11 protein-coding genes and 1 pseudogene are annotated in these 15,480 nt (G+C 39.2%); 3 read left to right on the top strand and 9 right to left on the bottom strand.

Annotated features, from left to right (window positions below):
- Both ABXH34_RS10800 and ABXH34_RS10805 read right to left on the bottom strand, forming a co-directional pair.
- Positions 1 to 4,978: beta-propeller fold lactonase family protein (locus tag ABXH34_RS10800; protein WP_353571894.1), on the bottom strand; the 4,978-nt coding region annotated here is incomplete at its 3' end.
- Positions 4,979 to 5,357: 379 nt separating this feature from the next.
- Positions 5,358 to 7,481: an Rne/Rng family ribonuclease gene (locus ABXH34_RS10805; protein ID WP_353571895.1), complete on the bottom strand. Its 2,124-nt coding sequence runs from the start codon at positions 7,479 to 7,481 to the stop codon at positions 5,358 to 5,360.
- An 816-nt stretch (positions 7,482 to 8,297) separates the two neighbouring features.
- Here ABXH34_RS10805 and rluC point away from each other — a divergent pair.
- Positions 8,298 to 9,251 carry a 23S rRNA pseudouridine(955/2504/2580) synthase RluC gene (gene rluC, locus ABXH34_RS10810; RefSeq protein ID WP_353571896.1) on the top strand — a complete coding sequence of 318 codons (954 nt, stop codon included), beginning with the start codon at positions 8,298 to 8,300 and terminating at the stop codon, positions 9,249 to 9,251.
- A gap of 58 nt (positions 9,252 to 9,309) precedes the next feature.
- Here rluC and gcvPA read toward each other — a convergent pair whose 3' ends face one another.
- Positions 9,310 to 10,662, bottom strand: coding sequence for an aminomethyl-transferring glycine dehydrogenase subunit GcvPA (gcvPA, locus tag ABXH34_RS10815; protein WP_353571897.1), 1,353 nt, complete (start codon positions 10,660 to 10,662; stop codon positions 9,310 to 9,312).
- Positions 10,663 to 10,978: 316 nt separating this feature from the next.
- Here gcvPA and ABXH34_RS10820 point away from each other — a divergent pair, with 316 nt between their 5' ends.
- Positions 10,979 to 11,527, top strand: a complete 549-nt coding sequence (locus tag ABXH34_RS10820; protein ID WP_353571898.1) for a DsbE family thiol:disulfide interchange protein — start codon at positions 10,979 to 10,981, stop codon at positions 11,525 to 11,527.
- Between the two features lie 79 nt (positions 11,528 to 11,606).
- Here ABXH34_RS10820 and ABXH34_RS10825 read toward each other — a convergent pair whose 3' ends face one another.
- The 6 genes and pseudogenes from ABXH34_RS10825 to ABXH34_RS10850 form a co-directional block, all read right to left on the bottom strand.
- Positions 11,607 to 12,206, bottom strand: a complete 600-nt coding sequence (locus ABXH34_RS10825) for an OmpA family protein (RefSeq protein ID WP_353571899.1) — start codon at positions 12,204 to 12,206, stop codon at positions 11,607 to 11,609.
- A gap of 3 nt (positions 12,207 to 12,209) precedes the next feature.
- Entirely contained in the window at positions 12,210 to 12,632 is a 423-nt protein-coding gene (gene vapC, locus ABXH34_RS10830) for a type II toxin-antitoxin system tRNA(fMet)-specific endonuclease VapC (RefSeq protein WP_353571900.1), read from the bottom strand.
- Complete coding sequence (gene vapB / locus ABXH34_RS10835) at positions 12,629 to 12,862, bottom strand: type II toxin-antitoxin system antitoxin VapB (protein WP_353571901.1); 234 nt, start codon at positions 12,860 to 12,862, stop codon at positions 12,629 to 12,631. Before vapB ends, vapC begins: the two co-directional genes overlap by 4 nt.
- 62 nt (positions 12,863 to 12,924) lie before the next feature.
- Positions 12,925 to 13,317 carry a type II toxin-antitoxin system VapC family toxin gene (locus ABXH34_RS10840; RefSeq protein ID WP_353571902.1) on the bottom strand — a complete coding sequence of 131 codons (393 nt, stop codon included), beginning with the start codon at positions 13,315 to 13,317 and terminating at the stop codon, positions 12,925 to 12,927.
- The gene (locus ABXH34_RS10845) at positions 13,310 to 13,552 is read right to left on the bottom strand and encodes a hypothetical protein (RefSeq protein WP_353571903.1); all 243 of its coding nucleotides are present in this window, start codon (positions 13,550 to 13,552) and stop codon (positions 13,310 to 13,312) included. The genes ABXH34_RS10840 and ABXH34_RS10845 overlap by 8 nt, the downstream gene beginning before the upstream one ends.
- Positions 13,553 to 14,039: 487 nt before the next feature.
- Positions 14,040 to 14,216: pseudogene (locus ABXH34_RS10850) on the bottom strand (transposase family protein); the annotation flags it as partial.
- A 126-nt stretch (positions 14,217 to 14,342) separates the two neighbouring features.
- Between ABXH34_RS10850 and ABXH34_RS10855 the strand changes: the two are divergent.
- Positions 14,343 to 15,480: AAA family ATPase (locus ABXH34_RS10855; RefSeq protein WP_353571904.1), on the top strand; the 1,138-nt coding region annotated here is incomplete at its 3' end.

Genomic DNA, 15,480 nt, shown 5'->3' on the forward strand with positions numbered 1-15,480 from the left:
TGGTTTCAACAATATTATTGGCGGTTGGATCAACTTGATCTGCTGAAACGGTGACTTGATTATTTAAAGTACCAATATCATTGGTCGTCACAACAACCGTTAAGCCAACACTTTCATCTTTGTCTAATTTACCCAACTGACAATCTAAAATACTGCCATTCGGGGTACAACCACCACGTTGTGGATTAACTGAAACCAGTTCCACATTTGGTGGCAAAGTATTGACTAAATTAACGTTAGTAGCACGATCAGGGCCTGTATTGGTCACTGTCATAGTGTAATTAAAGGTTTGACCTACTTGCACAGGGTCTTCGCTGTCATACATATTCAAGCTTAAATCCGCCGATGCAACCCGTAAGATACCAATGGCATTATCGAAAAAACCTGCAACGTAAATATGCGCACCCAGTGGACTCGGGGCTAAGGCTCTTGCACCACCAATACCATTAACACCATCCACGCCATCACGCAATACATCGACAAAGGCTAAACGTCCGTTATCATTGCTGTTACGTTGGAATATTGCCACCGCACTATCAGTCGTACCCGCTGCATAAACATAATTGCCTTCAGGACTGACTCGCACATCATACGCGCCATTTAAGCCATCAACAGGAATTCCTAAATCAGAACTGTCACCATCACGCACGGTTTGTACAAAAGTTAACACCCCTGAACTGACATTACGTGCGTAAACTGAAACCGAGTTATTCACTCCATCAGCGGCAATATACACATTCGTACCATCACCGCTAACGACCACAGAATTAACTGAATCCAAACCAGTCGCATCAGCCACGGTATCAGTAAAAGTTTGCAATAAGGTCAACGCGCCAGTTTCTGCATTTAAACTATAGACTAATAGACTATCGCTGCTGGGGCTGACTGCGTATAAATATTGTTGGTCTGGACTCACGGCTAAATCCGCTACGCCTGAGAGTTGTGCACTACTTGTTTCCGTACCAATAAAATTGAGTTTACCGCTATCAGCATTACGTTGGAATATCGCAATCGTATTATCGAATACAGCAGCAACATAGAGGTAATTTTGTGTGACTTCGACATCAAACGCAGAAGCTAAACCATCAATGCCATTGTTACCATCAGTAAATGATTCGAGAAATTCCAATGTACCTGTCACCGTATTACGTTGAAACACCGCCAGCGCATTATCATTAAAACCTGTTGCATATAAAAATTGAGTATCTGGGCTAAATGCAATACTGGACGCTCCCGTAATGCCTAATACCACTGAGCCATTTAAATCTTTTGCACCGTTGATGACACTTTGTCTAAAGGTTAAACCGCCTGTGCTGCTGTCTCGACTGAATACAATAATTGAATGACTGCCAAACCCTGCTGTATATACAAATTTGCCATCGGGTGATACTAATACCGCATTTGGCCGTTCTAAATTATCTACGTTCAAAGCGGGAGTTTCTGCAAATAAAGTCGATGGGCTACTGACTCGCTTAGTTAATGTCGCGCTATTATTGGTTTCATCAACATCAAATTCAGCACTACTAATCGTTGCCGTTACGGTAAAATCTTTAGACTGAGTGGCTAATGTGACTAAGGTAATATCGGCACTGGCATCTTTAGCTAAACCGGGCAAGCTACATACGACGGTATGGCTATCTGTTTGCTCTGTACATGTACCAAGAATCGCTTGAGTTTGAGTTGCGACCACGGTTGCAGGTGGGGTAAAGGTTAATTCCGTTGGTAACGGTACACTTAACACGATGTTGTTGGCACTGTCTTCACCTAAGTTTTGCAGATTCAATAAAAAGCTAATCGGATTATCAATTAATACTTCAGTTTCTGGCAACACGCTGCCCGTCAATACTAAATCAGCCGTGCTTTGTGTCACCGTGGTTTTAAGGTCAACTGAATTATTCGATGGATCAACATCAACCGTGTCACTGCTCACTTCGCCTTTGGTAGTTAACTCACCTAGGGTTTGTGGCTGCACATTGATATACACTTCAGCATTGGAAGTATTGGCAATAGGGCCTAACAAACACGTTAAAATATTATCAGTTTGAGTACATACTTCACCTTGGGTTGAATTGACTGAAATCAGTTCCACTCCTGCTGGCAAAGTGTGTTTATAAATCACATTACTGGCTTGACTCGGGCCTAAATTTCGGACGGTGGCGGTATAGCGCAACACATCATCTAACAATACACTATCGGCTGGAATCGAAATCAGTTCTAAACTTAAGTCAGCGGATAAACTAGAAACTGCGGTTTGTTCCGATGCAATATTTTCAGTTGGATCATAAGTTGAAGTTACCGCTTGAGAACTTAAAGTAATCGTCCCTAAATCAGTCGGTGTTACATCCACACCCACAATCCCACTTTCACCCACGCCAATTGCTTCTAAAGTACATATAAAACTGAAACCAGAAGTACAACTGCCATTTGAGGCGGAAATTGTCCCAATCGCAGCATTATTGCCAATGATCGAACTACTTAGGGTTACGGCTGCCACATCGGGTCCGTTGTTCGTGACGATGATGTTATACGTCATGGTATCACCCAGCACCACAGGGTCAGCGGTTTCTTCAATCCGAATCACCACATCAGAGACTTGTCCTGTCGCCGTGACTGCGGTAGCTTTACTATTGTCAGCGGCATTGGTTTCTGTGCCATTAGCTGTGACATTGAACGTCAAGGTTTGATTTAAAGCCGCTTGTAAGGCCTCGATTTTTAATGCAAATGCGGTAGTATTATTCGGTGAGATATTGCTGATTGAACCTAAATTACAACTGATTTTATTGCCACTTGAAGTACATCCTGCAGTTTCAACTAAGGCAAATTGCGCGGGTAATGTTGTTGTTAACACCACTCCTGATGCAGAGGTTGTACCGCTGTTGGAAATAGTCCCCGCAATACTGATTTGTGCACCCACACTAACTGAGTTTGGCGTGGCCACCACATCAACCAAGGTTAAATCAATATTCAACACTCCCACGGAAATGGCTTTGCTGACACTGTTATTAGAAGTATTAGAGTCACGCTCATCAGCAGCAACACTGGCGGTCATGGTCAAGACACTACTGGATACGGTGCTCGGGGCAGTGGTTTCAACTGTGATATAAGTGATTTCAACCGCGCCTGATAAATTACATGTCAAAACCCGAGTGGCGGTCTCGAAACTACAACGCTCATCTGCACTAACAAAACTTAAACCTGAAGGCAAATTAGCGGTTAAGATTTGATTGGTAGCCGTATCAGCCCCAGCATTGGTGACTTCAAATGTATAGGTTAAGGGACTGCCTGTATTCACGACATCATTGGATGCGTCGGCATTTGTTGTAACACTGAGTTGTAAATCTGCAGTGGCAACGATCTGCTGTAACACACTATTGGTCGTGACCGTATTATCATCAGTATTGCTATCTAAAATGCCTGAACTCACTGAAGCAGTATTCGTTAATGTGCCGTCACCAATATCGCTAGGGGTTGTGACGATGATTTTAATCGTTGCAGTCGCATCCTTGTCCAACGTGCCTAAGCTACAAGAAATAATCTGGGTATCGCCTGCACTTTGGGTACATGTACCGACTGATGGCGTAGCAGAAACAAAGACGACATCTGCATCAATATTATTCGTCAATTGTACAGCAGTTGCATCTTCAGGGCCTGAATTGGTCATCGTCAAATCATAACTCAAACTACTGCTAACCCCGACAGGGGCATTATCCACCACCGTTAAATTTAAATCGGCATTGACCGTAGTAAACGCGGTAATCGCATCACTTTGAATTCCCGTGACATACAAAAATTTCCCATCATTATTGATAACAATACCTGTGGGTTCACGCAAACTATCAGGCGCGATATTGGCATTGGTGGTTGAGCTACGAAAGGTGAGTAAACCTGTTGTCGTATTACGATCAAATTCTAAAACTGCATTATTATTAACCGCAGTTACAAATAAATCTGTACCATCAGGGCTAATAGCAATATTTCTCGCACCCGATAAATTGCTGATATTATCAATCCCCTCTTTATAGGTTTTAAGCTGAGTTAATGAGCCATCAGGATTGCGAGTAAAAACCACTAACGCACTTTCATTAGTATTGGCATTGCCATCTTTATTATTATCAGGATTGGTATTGCTGGCGAGATATAAGAAGTTATTATCGGGACTGATTGCTAAACTATATGCACCGCGCAAACCTGTGACGTTTTCAACTGTACCAATCAGACCCAGTTCGCCGATTATTGGACTGCGTTGAAAAATTTGAATCGTATTATCTAAACCTGAAATCGCATAAATATAGCTGCTGTCATTACTGACCACAACATCGGTAGGCCCTGTAAATTTCTCAATATTAACGCCATTTTTCAAAATATTGAGTAGCGTTAAACTACCATCAAGCGTATTTCTATCAAATACCGTAATCGAATGATCTTCTAATGCAGTGACATAAATCCGCGTACTATCTGCACTCATCGCAATAGACAACGCACCATCTAAGCCATCGACACCCACATCAACATCATGTTTAACATCAAGTAAGGCTAAATAACCTGTGGCAGGATTACGGGTGAAGGTAAGTAGGGCATCATCTAAACGTCCTGTGACATAGACATTTCGACCGTCACTACTAATGACAATATCCGCAGCACCGCTTAAACCTGTGACCCCACCCACATCATTTTCAATGTCAGTGATAAAAGTAAGTTGTCCTGTCGTACTATTACGGCTAAAAACTGAAATCTTGCCTTCAGCAAAACTAGTGACATAGACATGTAATTGATCGGGGCTAATTGCCACCGCGCTGGCACTGTCCAAACCATCAATCGTGAGGCCATTATTGACATCAGTTGTGCCATTAAATTTAGCCTCAACCAGACTAAGTGCATTACTGGGCTGATGCCAAGCCATTGCTAACAGTATGCAGCCAAGTAGTAAGAGCTTTAACCACAGGTGTTGCATTGCTGTGGGTTGTATCCATTTAGGCATAAGGTAGTCTCCTAACAGTCATATTTGATTATTGCTAGTATACCTTATAAATTTTTGATTTTTGATTTTGGATTCTTGATTGCGGGTTTTGAGGTTTTAAGGGTCTATTTTGAGGTTTGGGGAGATGGTTTTATCTATTGACGAATCATGAATCAAGCGGGTATGTATGTCTCAAGATATGTTCTATGGCACAAATACACTGTGCTCTTAGCGATGGTGTGACACAAAATAAGCTAAATGCGGAGTCCAAAGCTGAGGCTTTAATCAGTGGTTTTGTTGTAAGGAATTATCTTTGATTTTACTTCTGAGGACTGCCAGCCCCTTAAGTTCAAGAGCTGGCAATTTTCTTAAAGAATAAATAGTAAATCGATTCTAAAATTTAATCAACTTTAGCCGTTGTTGTTTCAGAATTCTGCCCACTATTACTACTATTCTCCGTAGTTTCACCATTATTGCCAGTCGCATTGTTATTGTTATCATAACGTGGCTTGTTATTCGAATAATTTCCGTTGTTACGACGATTACGGCGTGGTCTACGGTTTGGGTTATTGTTGTTGCTGCGGCGATTATTTTCCGCTCTTTCAGCCGCTTCAACCGCTGGGTCTTTCACCACTGGCGAACGTTGTTGCTGCTGGTTTTGTGGCTTATTACGTGGTTTATATTTTTGTAATGGCCGATTATTGTGTCTTCTCTGATTTGAGTAAGCTTGCTGCGGTTTTTCCTCCGTTACAGGTTTTTCCGGCGACTCAGTTTTACTAAATAATGAACCCCAAATACGCTTAATGAAACCTTGTTCTTTGGAATCAGATTGCGGATGTACTGATGGCGTTACCCCTTTGACCGCTGGTTCTTCACGTCCAACAGGAACAGCTTGAGAGCTGGCACGTTCATAATCTTGTGCCTCTGGCGCTGGTTTGGCAACATCATAGGTTGAGCTGCGCATTAACGGGTCTCTTTCGTCAGTGCGAACCCGTCTGACTTCATAATTTGGTGTATCAATATGTGGACTTGGAATAATCAACAATTGAATTTTCTGGCGTTGTTCCAATTCCAAAATGGTAGAACGTTTCTCATTTAACAAATAAGTACCTACTTCTACAGGTACATGAGTTAAAATTTTCGAGGTTTTGTCCTTCATGGCCTCTTCTTCCATCAAACGCAAGATGGATAAAGCCAAGGATTCTACGCTACGAATTGTGCCGCTACCATTACAACGTGGGCATACGATATGGCTGGATTCACCCAATGACGGACGCAAGCGTTGACGCGACATTTCCAATAAACCGAAACGAGAAATACGACCAACTTGCACTCGTGCACGATCCACTTTTAACATTTCACGCATTCTGGCTTCAACTTCACGCTGATTCTTATTGCTCAACATGTCGATGAAATCAATGACAATTAAGCCACCAGAGTCACGCAAACGTAACTGGCGCGAAATCTCGTCAACCGCTTCTAAATTGGTGGTTAACGCAGTTTCCTCAATATCAGTCCCCTTAGTTGAACGGGCTGAGTTAATGTCAATCGATAACAAGGCCTCTGTATGGTCAAATACCACTGAGCCACCCGAAGGTAATTTAACATCACGTTGGAACGCGGTCTCAATTTGGCTTTCAATTTGATAGCGCGTAAATAATGGCACATCGTCTTCATAGAACTTCACTTTTTCTACAAAGCTAGGCATGATTTGACTCATAAATTGACATGCTTCGTCATAGATGAGATTGTTATCAATTAGAATGTCGCTGATGTCTTCTTGCAAATAATCCCGAATCGCACGGATAATCACATTGCTTTCTTGGTAAATCAAAAACGGTGCAGTACCTTCCTGCGCTGAGTTTTCAATTGCTCTCCAAAGCTGCAATAAATAGTCTAAATCCCAGCGTAGTTCTTCACTGGTTTTGCCAACACCTGCTGTGCGTAAAATCAAGCCCATGCCTTCAGGCACACTTAAGGTACTCAAGGCTTCACGAGCTTCAGCACGTTCTTCACCTTCAATACGACGTGATACACCACCTGCACGCGGATTGTTTGGCATCAAAACCAAATAACGTCCTGCTAAACTCAAGAATGTGGTTAAGGCTGCACCTTTGTTGCCACGCTCTTCTTTGTCTACTTGGACAATGACTTCTTGACCTTCCTGCAATAACTCTTTAATCCCCGTATTACGAGGGTTAGGGTGACGAGGAGGTGCTGGCTCGATTTCCACGCCGTTTTCATCATAAACAGGCTCTGCTGTAACTTCTGTCTCAGTTTCAATCGCATTGAAATAACTACGAGAAATATCTTTCAATGGCAAAAAACCATGACGGTCTGCACCATAATCAATAAACGCTGCTTCTAAACTAGGCTCAATTCGAGTAATTCTGCCTTTGTAAATATTAGCCTTGGTTTGTTTACGGGTTGTGGTTTCAATGTCAAAATTAAATAAACGTTGGCCATCAACCATTGCCACTCTAAGCTCTTCTGGCTGAGTCGCATTAATTAATATTCTCTTCATCCGAATCTTATCCTTGCTGTCTATGCGCTTGACTTTGCTTATGACGAAGTTCCAAGCCAAATAGTTTGAATTTATTTAGCCATTCATTAGGTTCTATACTTCGTGTTTTTGTTGTCAAAAGCGCAAATTCTGCTTACTTTTTAAATCTATATTGCACAGGCTATTTGAGAAGCTTATATCTGATAATCCGCACTATTTATATATGGAGTTTTGAATATAATGACTCCAAAGATTCATCATCCTAACTTAGTTAAAATACATAATTGTTTTTGCATTTTATTAGCCTTGCAAATTCTGATATGTGGGAAGTTAGTTAATCCTGAACCCTAGGCAAAAGTGACAGATTAATAACCAATATTGGTGAATGTAAGAATCTCAACAGTGACGAAATGTGGTAGATGATTTGTGTTAGAGACATCTACACTAAAGTTAAATGGTTTCACTTGATTCTTTAACTGCTTTTTAGGAAGAAGGGGAGATACATTGCAATGATTTCATATTTTTTAAAGTGTGCATTGCCAAGCCAACTCTACGTATAAAATGAGTCGTTTTCCGTTGTATCTAGTTATCACCTATGCTTATTACCATGCTTGAATATGAATCTCCACAATAATGTGGTTTTGTACCATATTCAAAAAAACATCTATAATCTATTTTATTTTATTAAATGATTCAATCAGTTCCGTAGATAAGCTACTAAAAAGTCTTGTTATTATATGTTTTCCAATAATGGCGGTTAAAAATACCTCAAATCAACTGCACAGCTATAGCAATGTTTTACACAGTGCGCTAAATATATCGTGTTATAATTAGCGCATGGCTACCCTAATCGCTCAATCCAATCAGGTCGTCCTTTTCACAGTTCCTGCTGACTATGAGGGGCAACGTATCGATAACTTTTTGCTAGCACATCTTAAAGGTGTTCCAAAAAGTCACATTTATCGTATATTGCGCAAAGGTGAAGTACGCATCAATAAAGGACGCATCAAACCCATTTATCGTTTGCAAGCGGGAGATGTGTTGCGTATTCCACCCGTCAGGCAGGCTACGAGAACTTTGGAAAAACCTCATGAATATTTTTTACAAAGCCTCAAAGAAGCTATTTTACATGAAGATAAACAATTATTGGTGATAAATAAACCTTCTGGTATTGCAGTGCATGGTGGAAGTGGTGTAAGTTACGGAATTATTGAAGGAATTAGAGCACTTTATCCTGAAGAAAAACAATTAGAATTAGTTCACCGCATTGATAGAGATACATCAGGTTGTCTATTAATTGCGAAAAAACGCAGTATGTTGCGCCAATTACACGATTTATTACGTGAAACAGGAATGAACAAACGTTATCTAGCCTTGGTCAAAGGTGATTGGTCGAAGCGCTTGACAACGATTAGTGCACCATTACGCAAAAATGTGGTGCAGTCTGGGGAACGTGTTGTGCGAGTGGATGCTTCAGGTAAAGAGGCGTTAACCCAATTTCAGGTTGTTGAACGGTTTGATATGGCAACTTTAGTCGAAGCTCATTTAATTACAGGACGTACTCATCAGATTCGGGTACATTGTACGCATAAAGATCATCCTATTGCAGGTGATAGCAAGTACGGCGATGATGATTTTAATAAGCATTTAAAGGCACAGGGCTTAAGTCGTTTGTTTTTACATGCAAGTCAGTTAGATATTAATTTACCTGATTATCAATTGAGTATTGAAGCCCCGTTACCAGAACAATTGGTTTCAGTATTGGAAACCTTACGCTCGCCTGCAGCTTAAGGATCAAACTGGATTTAGAATTGGCAACCGATCCATGATTGCCAATTATCCTAAAACGTTATAGCGAATTAAGCACTTCAGCTAATTGCTGCGCATATAAATCAATATCTGCTTGAGTACGCGTCTCTGTTGCACATATTAATAAGCAATCCTGTAATTCTGGGATATGCTGTCCAACATTGTAGCCACCCAAAATCCCTTTACCCGCTAAACCCGCCAATACTTTATCAATAGGTTTGCTTAATTTAAGTAATACTTCATGGAAAAATGTGGCGGTAAATACTTGTTCAACCCCATCAATAGCCGTCAATTTATCACGTAATTGCACTGTATTTGCGTGACAAGTTGCCGCTGTACGTTCTAAGCCTTTTGCACCCATCAACGCGGTGTGAATCGTTGCTGCTGTTACCATCAAACCTTGATTAGTACAAATATTAGAGGTCGCTTTAGAACGACGAATATGTTGTTCACGGGCTTGTAACGTTAAAGTAAAGCCTTGTTTACCATCTAAATCTACAGTACGACCGACAATACGTCCCGGCATTTGGCGTACATAGGCTTTTTTACAACACATGAATCCAAAGTAAGGGCCACCATAACTTAAAGGAATACCTAATGGTTGACCTTCGCCACATACAATGTCAGCACCGTTATCGCCCCATTGCCCTGGTGGAGTCAAAATCGCTAAACTCAAAGGATTCACAGCAGCAATCACTAATATTTTGTGCTCATGGGCCCAATTTGTCAGCGCGTTAACATCTTCTAAATTGCCAAAGAAATTAGGTTGTGCAATCACTAAGGCAGCCACATCATCCGTAGGCAAGTTATCCGCTTTAATCGTACCTGTATTGGCATCATAATCTACAGAAATTAATTCGATTTCCTGATTTTTAACCGTTGTTTCAACCACTTTTTGATAACGAGGGTGTAGTGTATAAGGAAATAAAACCTTCTTCTTTTTGCCTTTTGTTTGGCGTACAGCCATCAATACGGCTTCAGCCAGTGCAGATGCACCATCATACAAAGACGCATTGGATACATCCATCCCCGTCAAGCGTGCCATCATCGATTGATATTCATATAACAGTTGTAATGTGCCTTGGCTGGCCTCTGCTTGGTATGGCGTGTAAGCGGAATAGAACTCACCACGGGTAGCCACTTCCCAAACTGCAGCGGGTATATGATGCTCATACGCACCTGCACCTGCAAAACATACCAGCGGTTGATCTTGCTTGGCTCGTTGCTGCATTAACTGTGTGACTTCTAATTCGGTCAGTGCTTCGGGCACGTCATCTAAAGTACCACAACGCAGCTCATCTGGAATTTCATCAAATAAGTCTTCGATATTGTTGACTTTAATCTGAGTCAACATTGCTTCAATATCTTGTGGAGTATGGGGGATATAAGGCATATTAGGTCTTGGCTTTGGGCTCGATTCTAAACATAAAACATTATCCCATGGCAAATTAGCATAATGCAAGAGTGTTTGAGTGGATGGTTTGAGATAAATAGATTTAATATGTTGAATTTTTAATATTGAGCTATTTGTTCTAACTCAGGTTTTCCTGCAACTCAGGGCTTACAGTCCTGTGAGTTAAAAACCAATCACAATTAAACTGAAATCTACTATATTTAAACATGAGTTTGGTGTAAAAATTTGATTTAATCAGTTTTTAGACTTATCTTTCTTGGTTCAAACCAATTCACAATAGTTATGAGGCATATTTATGCTACGTTATTTGTTACCTTTCATCGTTTTTAGTGTTTTAAGTGTATTTTTATATATTGGTTTACAACTCAATCCTAGAGACATTGATTCGACTCGGATTGATAAACTCGCGCCCAGTTTCGAAGTAAGCACGGTGTTAGATACAGATAAAAGCTTAAGTTCGGAAGAGTTTAAAGGCCAAGTTTCAATATTTAATACATGGGCATCATGGTGCGTCTCCTGCCGTCAAGAACATCCTCTGTTGATGGAAATTTCACAACAAACCGATATTCCAGTTTATGGCCTGAATTTCAAAGATAAATTAGGAGATGCTCAAGGTGTGTTAAAAAGCTCAGGTAATCCTTATATTGTAAGTGGTTTTGATCCTAAGGGACGCATCGGAATGGATTGGGGAGTGCGTGCAACCCCTGAAACCTTTGTTGTCGACCAACAAGGTATTGTGCGCTACAAACATACAGGCCCATTAAGTGTTCCCGTATTGACCGAAACAATTTTGCCATTGATTAAACATTTACGCAGTGGTGAAAAAACGGACGGTGCGTCTTAAATTCTGAAAATGTAAGGCATATTAGGACTCGCAGTTCTTAAGAGGGCTGCCAGTCCTGAGATGATGTAATATCCAGGTTTTAATAAGGATTGAAACGCGGTGCAGTAAATTGTGAGCGAGTGACTGTTGCAGGAATAGCTTGGGATTGCATCGTTTTAATGACCACTCGACGATTTTGTTGTCGACCCACAGCGGTTTTATTCGATGCGACAGGTGCACCTTCACCAAATGCGTTAATAATCAGTCTTTGTGCTGCAATGCCACGCGCAATCAGTGCATCCCGTACAGCGGTGGCTCGATTCTGTGACAGACGTTGATTATATTTCGAATTATCCTGACTATCTGTATAGCCTTCGACTAAAATATCATTATTGCCATTCCGTACCAAATTCGCAAAATCAGTAATTAAACTTATTGCCAAAGGAGATAATTGATATTTATCCGTTGGGAATAAAATGATTTCGCTAGTCACAGGCGTAATCGGTGCAGACGCGGATTGAACTGAAAAAGTGCGAATAGGCACAGGATTGGTTAACAATCTCGGTGCAACTACAGGTGGCTCACGGTCGCAGCATATATTACCTGTGGTAATGATGGCATTTTTTGACGCAATTTTTGGGAAACTACACGCTTGTAATAAAGCGAAACAGCAAATCACTATGATATGAGAATACTTCATTGGTTAATCCTTATGTAGAAATGGGTCTTCTATCCAATTTTCTAATTTCAAGCCAATAACGCGATTAAATTCTTTGGTATTATTTGTGACCAAGGTGACATTATATTTTAATGCGTGTGCCGCTATCATCAAGTCTAAAGAACCTATGATGTTGCCCTTTGTTTCTAAAGTGGTGCGTACTTTACCGTAATAATCTGCCACATCTCTATCATAAGATAATACTGTCAGTGGTAATAAAAAATGATTTAATGCCCGTTGGTTTTTTTGCGTATGTTGGCTTTTTTCTACACCGTATTGCAATTCCGACACCGTAATTGAAGAAATACCAATTTCTTTGGTTTGAAACTGTTTAAACTTTTCAAATACCCAAGCAGGTTTGCGTTTAATAATATAAATGCAGATATTAGTATCTAGCATATATTTCATTCAAATACATCTTCACGTAATGGTTGTGATGGCTGTTGGCGGTTTGACATAAAATCATCAGAAAATTCATCTAAGCTATTAAATAAACTGTCCCATGATATTTGGACGGGAAGCAAAATGACATTCTCACCTTGCTTTTGGATGAAGACTTCTGAACCTTCAAACCTAAATTCTTTGGGAAGACGAACAGCTTGACTTTGACCATTTTGGAATAATTTGGCGGTTTTCATTACCATTCTCTGCTTAAAATATATATTTATAGTATATACTTAATCTAATTAATCTCAAACGACTAATGCAAATGGTTGGGATTTAAGGTCTCTAATCCATCGGTTAAATTCAGTAGATTTTCATCACAAGTAACTAATGTTAGATGATATTCTAGTGCTGTTGCAATAATGATGGCATCGGGTAATTTTATGTTGGGACTAGATCGCCTCAGTTGAGCTACACGATTGGTGACGACGCGATTAATCGGTAGGGTTTCAATATAAACTAAAAACGCATGAATCGCCGTTTCTTCGTCTGAAGTGATATGAGGATGTGCTAATAATTCCATCCGCGTGACTTCACTAATAAATCGCGCGGGATTATTCAGCACATTTGATTTAAAGAAGGCTTGTACTTTTGCATGTTCCTTCAGTATGCCAAGCACAATATTTGTATCCAGTAGATATTTATCCATCCCATTCCTGCCGTATTTTACGTTGTATTTGTACAGGGTCTCCACTAAAGTTTGGAGAGTTTTTTAAAATACCTACCAATTCAAGAAAGCTGTCTTCTTTCGGTGCTGTCATCGTAGAGTGTTTTGGATTAATCACTAAAACGATCTCAGCTTCACCTGTTGGAATCGTATCGGGTAATGTTAGGGTTATTTGACGATTTTCAGGTATTAACAAATTTTGACAAAGTATCTCCATAAATTAGCCTTCGGGTCAATGCTGAACGTGGTACTTTTTGGTTGCCAAGCGACATTATAGCCTTTATTATCGGCTGTATGACATACAATTATAGATGTTTATTAGAATTCTGTTTCTAACAGTTTTTTTGCGTAGATTACTGTGTTTTAGCACTTCTGTATTATATATCAAAATATTGGCTAAACAGAGTGGTTGTCTGGTCATTTTGAATTTTAAATTTCAAGCTAACGTGGTTTTAATTATTTTTTGAAAATTAATTGTGTATATCGTTTTTTGAATGTTTTAATTGTATTTAAATCAAAATCTTGCATTTATAAGTTAATCAGTTTAATTGGAAAGCTTAAATCCCCTATCTGACATTATAGGTTCTCAAGCTTGAGTTACGGCTTGGGATTACGCAAAATAGCGTGTTGTGGGGTGTGAATTTAACTAGAGCGGACTTGTTAGAAGCCATATTAGATATGTTGTAACCATAAAAAACAAAGAGTTAATGAGCTAAATTAAAATTCCACAAGCCAGCGCAGGCCACAGAAATTTTATTATACAAATCAGAACTATGGATACGAATACGTTCCATTAGAATCCGATAACGTTTCATTCCACCAATATTGTGTTCAACGTAAATATGCTCTCTAGCCAACTGCTGATTTTCCAGTTTTTGCTTTTCAGTAAATGTATTTAATTGTTACGTTTTCCGTTCACGGGCAATTGATGATGCTTTCCCAAGGTCTGAGCTTGCCTTTCCTTATTTTTTAGCTACAATTCTATTTTTTGGTTTAGGTAACTTAAAATGAAAGTGATTATAAAAAACTTATTTCCTGTTGAACAAGGTGAAATTGACTTAAAAGATTTAACTGTATTTTGTGGTCCTAATAACATGGGAAAAACCTATGTAATGTACATGTTATACAGTTTATTAGATAAAGATTTTGAGGTTCAATTTGAAGAGCTTATACCATATACTGAAGCATTAATCCAGAAAGGTACTTGTGAAATAGATATACAAAATTTATTAGATGATAACACAATAAATTCAATGGTTAAGCAAATAGAAAAAGCCTTTGTAAAGCGGTTGCCTATCGTATTCAATGTGGAAGAGAGTGATTTTGAAAAAACAGAAATAAAATTAGAGTTTGAACAAATCTTATTTGAGGCAAGTCTACAAAAATCTTGGAAATCTACTTTATCTCTTGGAAAAGAAAAAGATTGGATTATCGACATAGAAAAGCCTATTGATGAAACTAAAATATTCATTACACTGAGAGATAGCAATTTACCTAAACGTATTATTAATAGTTTTATCTCTGAATTTATTGTTAAAAGTTTATTTTCTGATATTTCGTATCGCTCACTTTTATTACCTGCTGAGCGTACAGGCTTAAATTTATTTTTCCAAGAACTATCCAGCAAAAGAACCCGTTTATTGCATCATGCTCAAAGAGATAAAATCGATCCACTTGAAGTATTGCGAGATGTTTTTAAAGCCAGCTATGCTGAGCCAATTACTGATTATATTGAGTTTTTAGAGGATACAAATCAAACTAAAAGAAAAACGAGTAAATATAAAATTTATGCGCAAGAAATTCAAAAAAACATACTTAATGGAAAATATGAATTAGATAGACATGGAAATATATATTTTATTCCTTATCGCTCAGGACAGAAAAAATTAAGCTTGCATCGTGCATCATCGACAGTCAAAAGCTTTTTTGGATTAGTCTTCTTTTTAGAGCATTTAGCAGAAAAATCTGATGTTATTATGATTGATGAACCTGAACTTAATTTACATCCTGATAATCAAAGGCTTGTAACTAGAATTATTGCAAAATTAGTTAATGGTGGCATTAAAGTCATTGTAAGTACACATAGTGATTACTTTATTAAAGAACTCAGTAATCTAATCATGCTCTCTCAACAAAAAATGGAAG

Origin of the sequence: Candidatus Albibeggiatoa sp. nov. BB20, from assembly GCA_016744725.1 — a bacterium.
In the GTDB taxonomy this organism is placed as follows: Bacteria; Pseudomonadota; Gammaproteobacteria; order Beggiatoales; family Beggiatoaceae; genus Albibeggiatoa.

Bases quoted from the DNA above. Each gene is read 5' to 3' on its own strand.
- ABXH34_RS10840 (WP_353571902.1), bottom strand. From the start codon at position 13,317: ATGGATAAATATCTACTGGATACAAATATTGTGCTTGGCATACTGAAG.
- gcvPA (WP_353571897.1), bottom strand. From the start codon at position 10,662: ATGCCTTATATCCCCCATACTCCACAAGATATTGAAGCAATGTTGACT.
- ABXH34_RS10845 (WP_353571903.1), bottom strand. From the start codon at position 13,552: ATGGAGATACTTTGTCAAAATTTGTTAATACCTGAAAATCGTCAAATA.
- ABXH34_RS10805 (WP_353571895.1), bottom strand. From the start codon at position 7,481: ATGAAGAGAATATTAATTAATGCGACTCAGCCAGAAGAGCTTAGAGTG.
- vapB (WP_353571901.1), bottom strand. From the start codon at position 12,862: ATGAAAACCGCCAAATTATTCCAAAATGGTCAAAGTCAAGCTGTTCGT.
- ABXH34_RS10820 (WP_353571898.1), top strand. From the start codon at position 10,979: ATGCTACGTTATTTGTTACCTTTCATCGTTTTTAGTGTTTTAAGTGTA.
- rluC (WP_353571896.1), top strand. From the start codon at position 8,298: ATGGCTACCCTAATCGCTCAATCCAATCAGGTCGTCCTTTTCACAGTT.
- ABXH34_RS10825 (WP_353571899.1), bottom strand. From the start codon at position 12,206: ATGAAGTATTCTCATATCATAGTGATTTGCTGTTTCGCTTTATTACAA.
- vapC (WP_353571900.1), bottom strand. From the start codon at position 12,632: ATGAAATATATGCTAGATACTAATATCTGCATTTATATTATTAAACGC.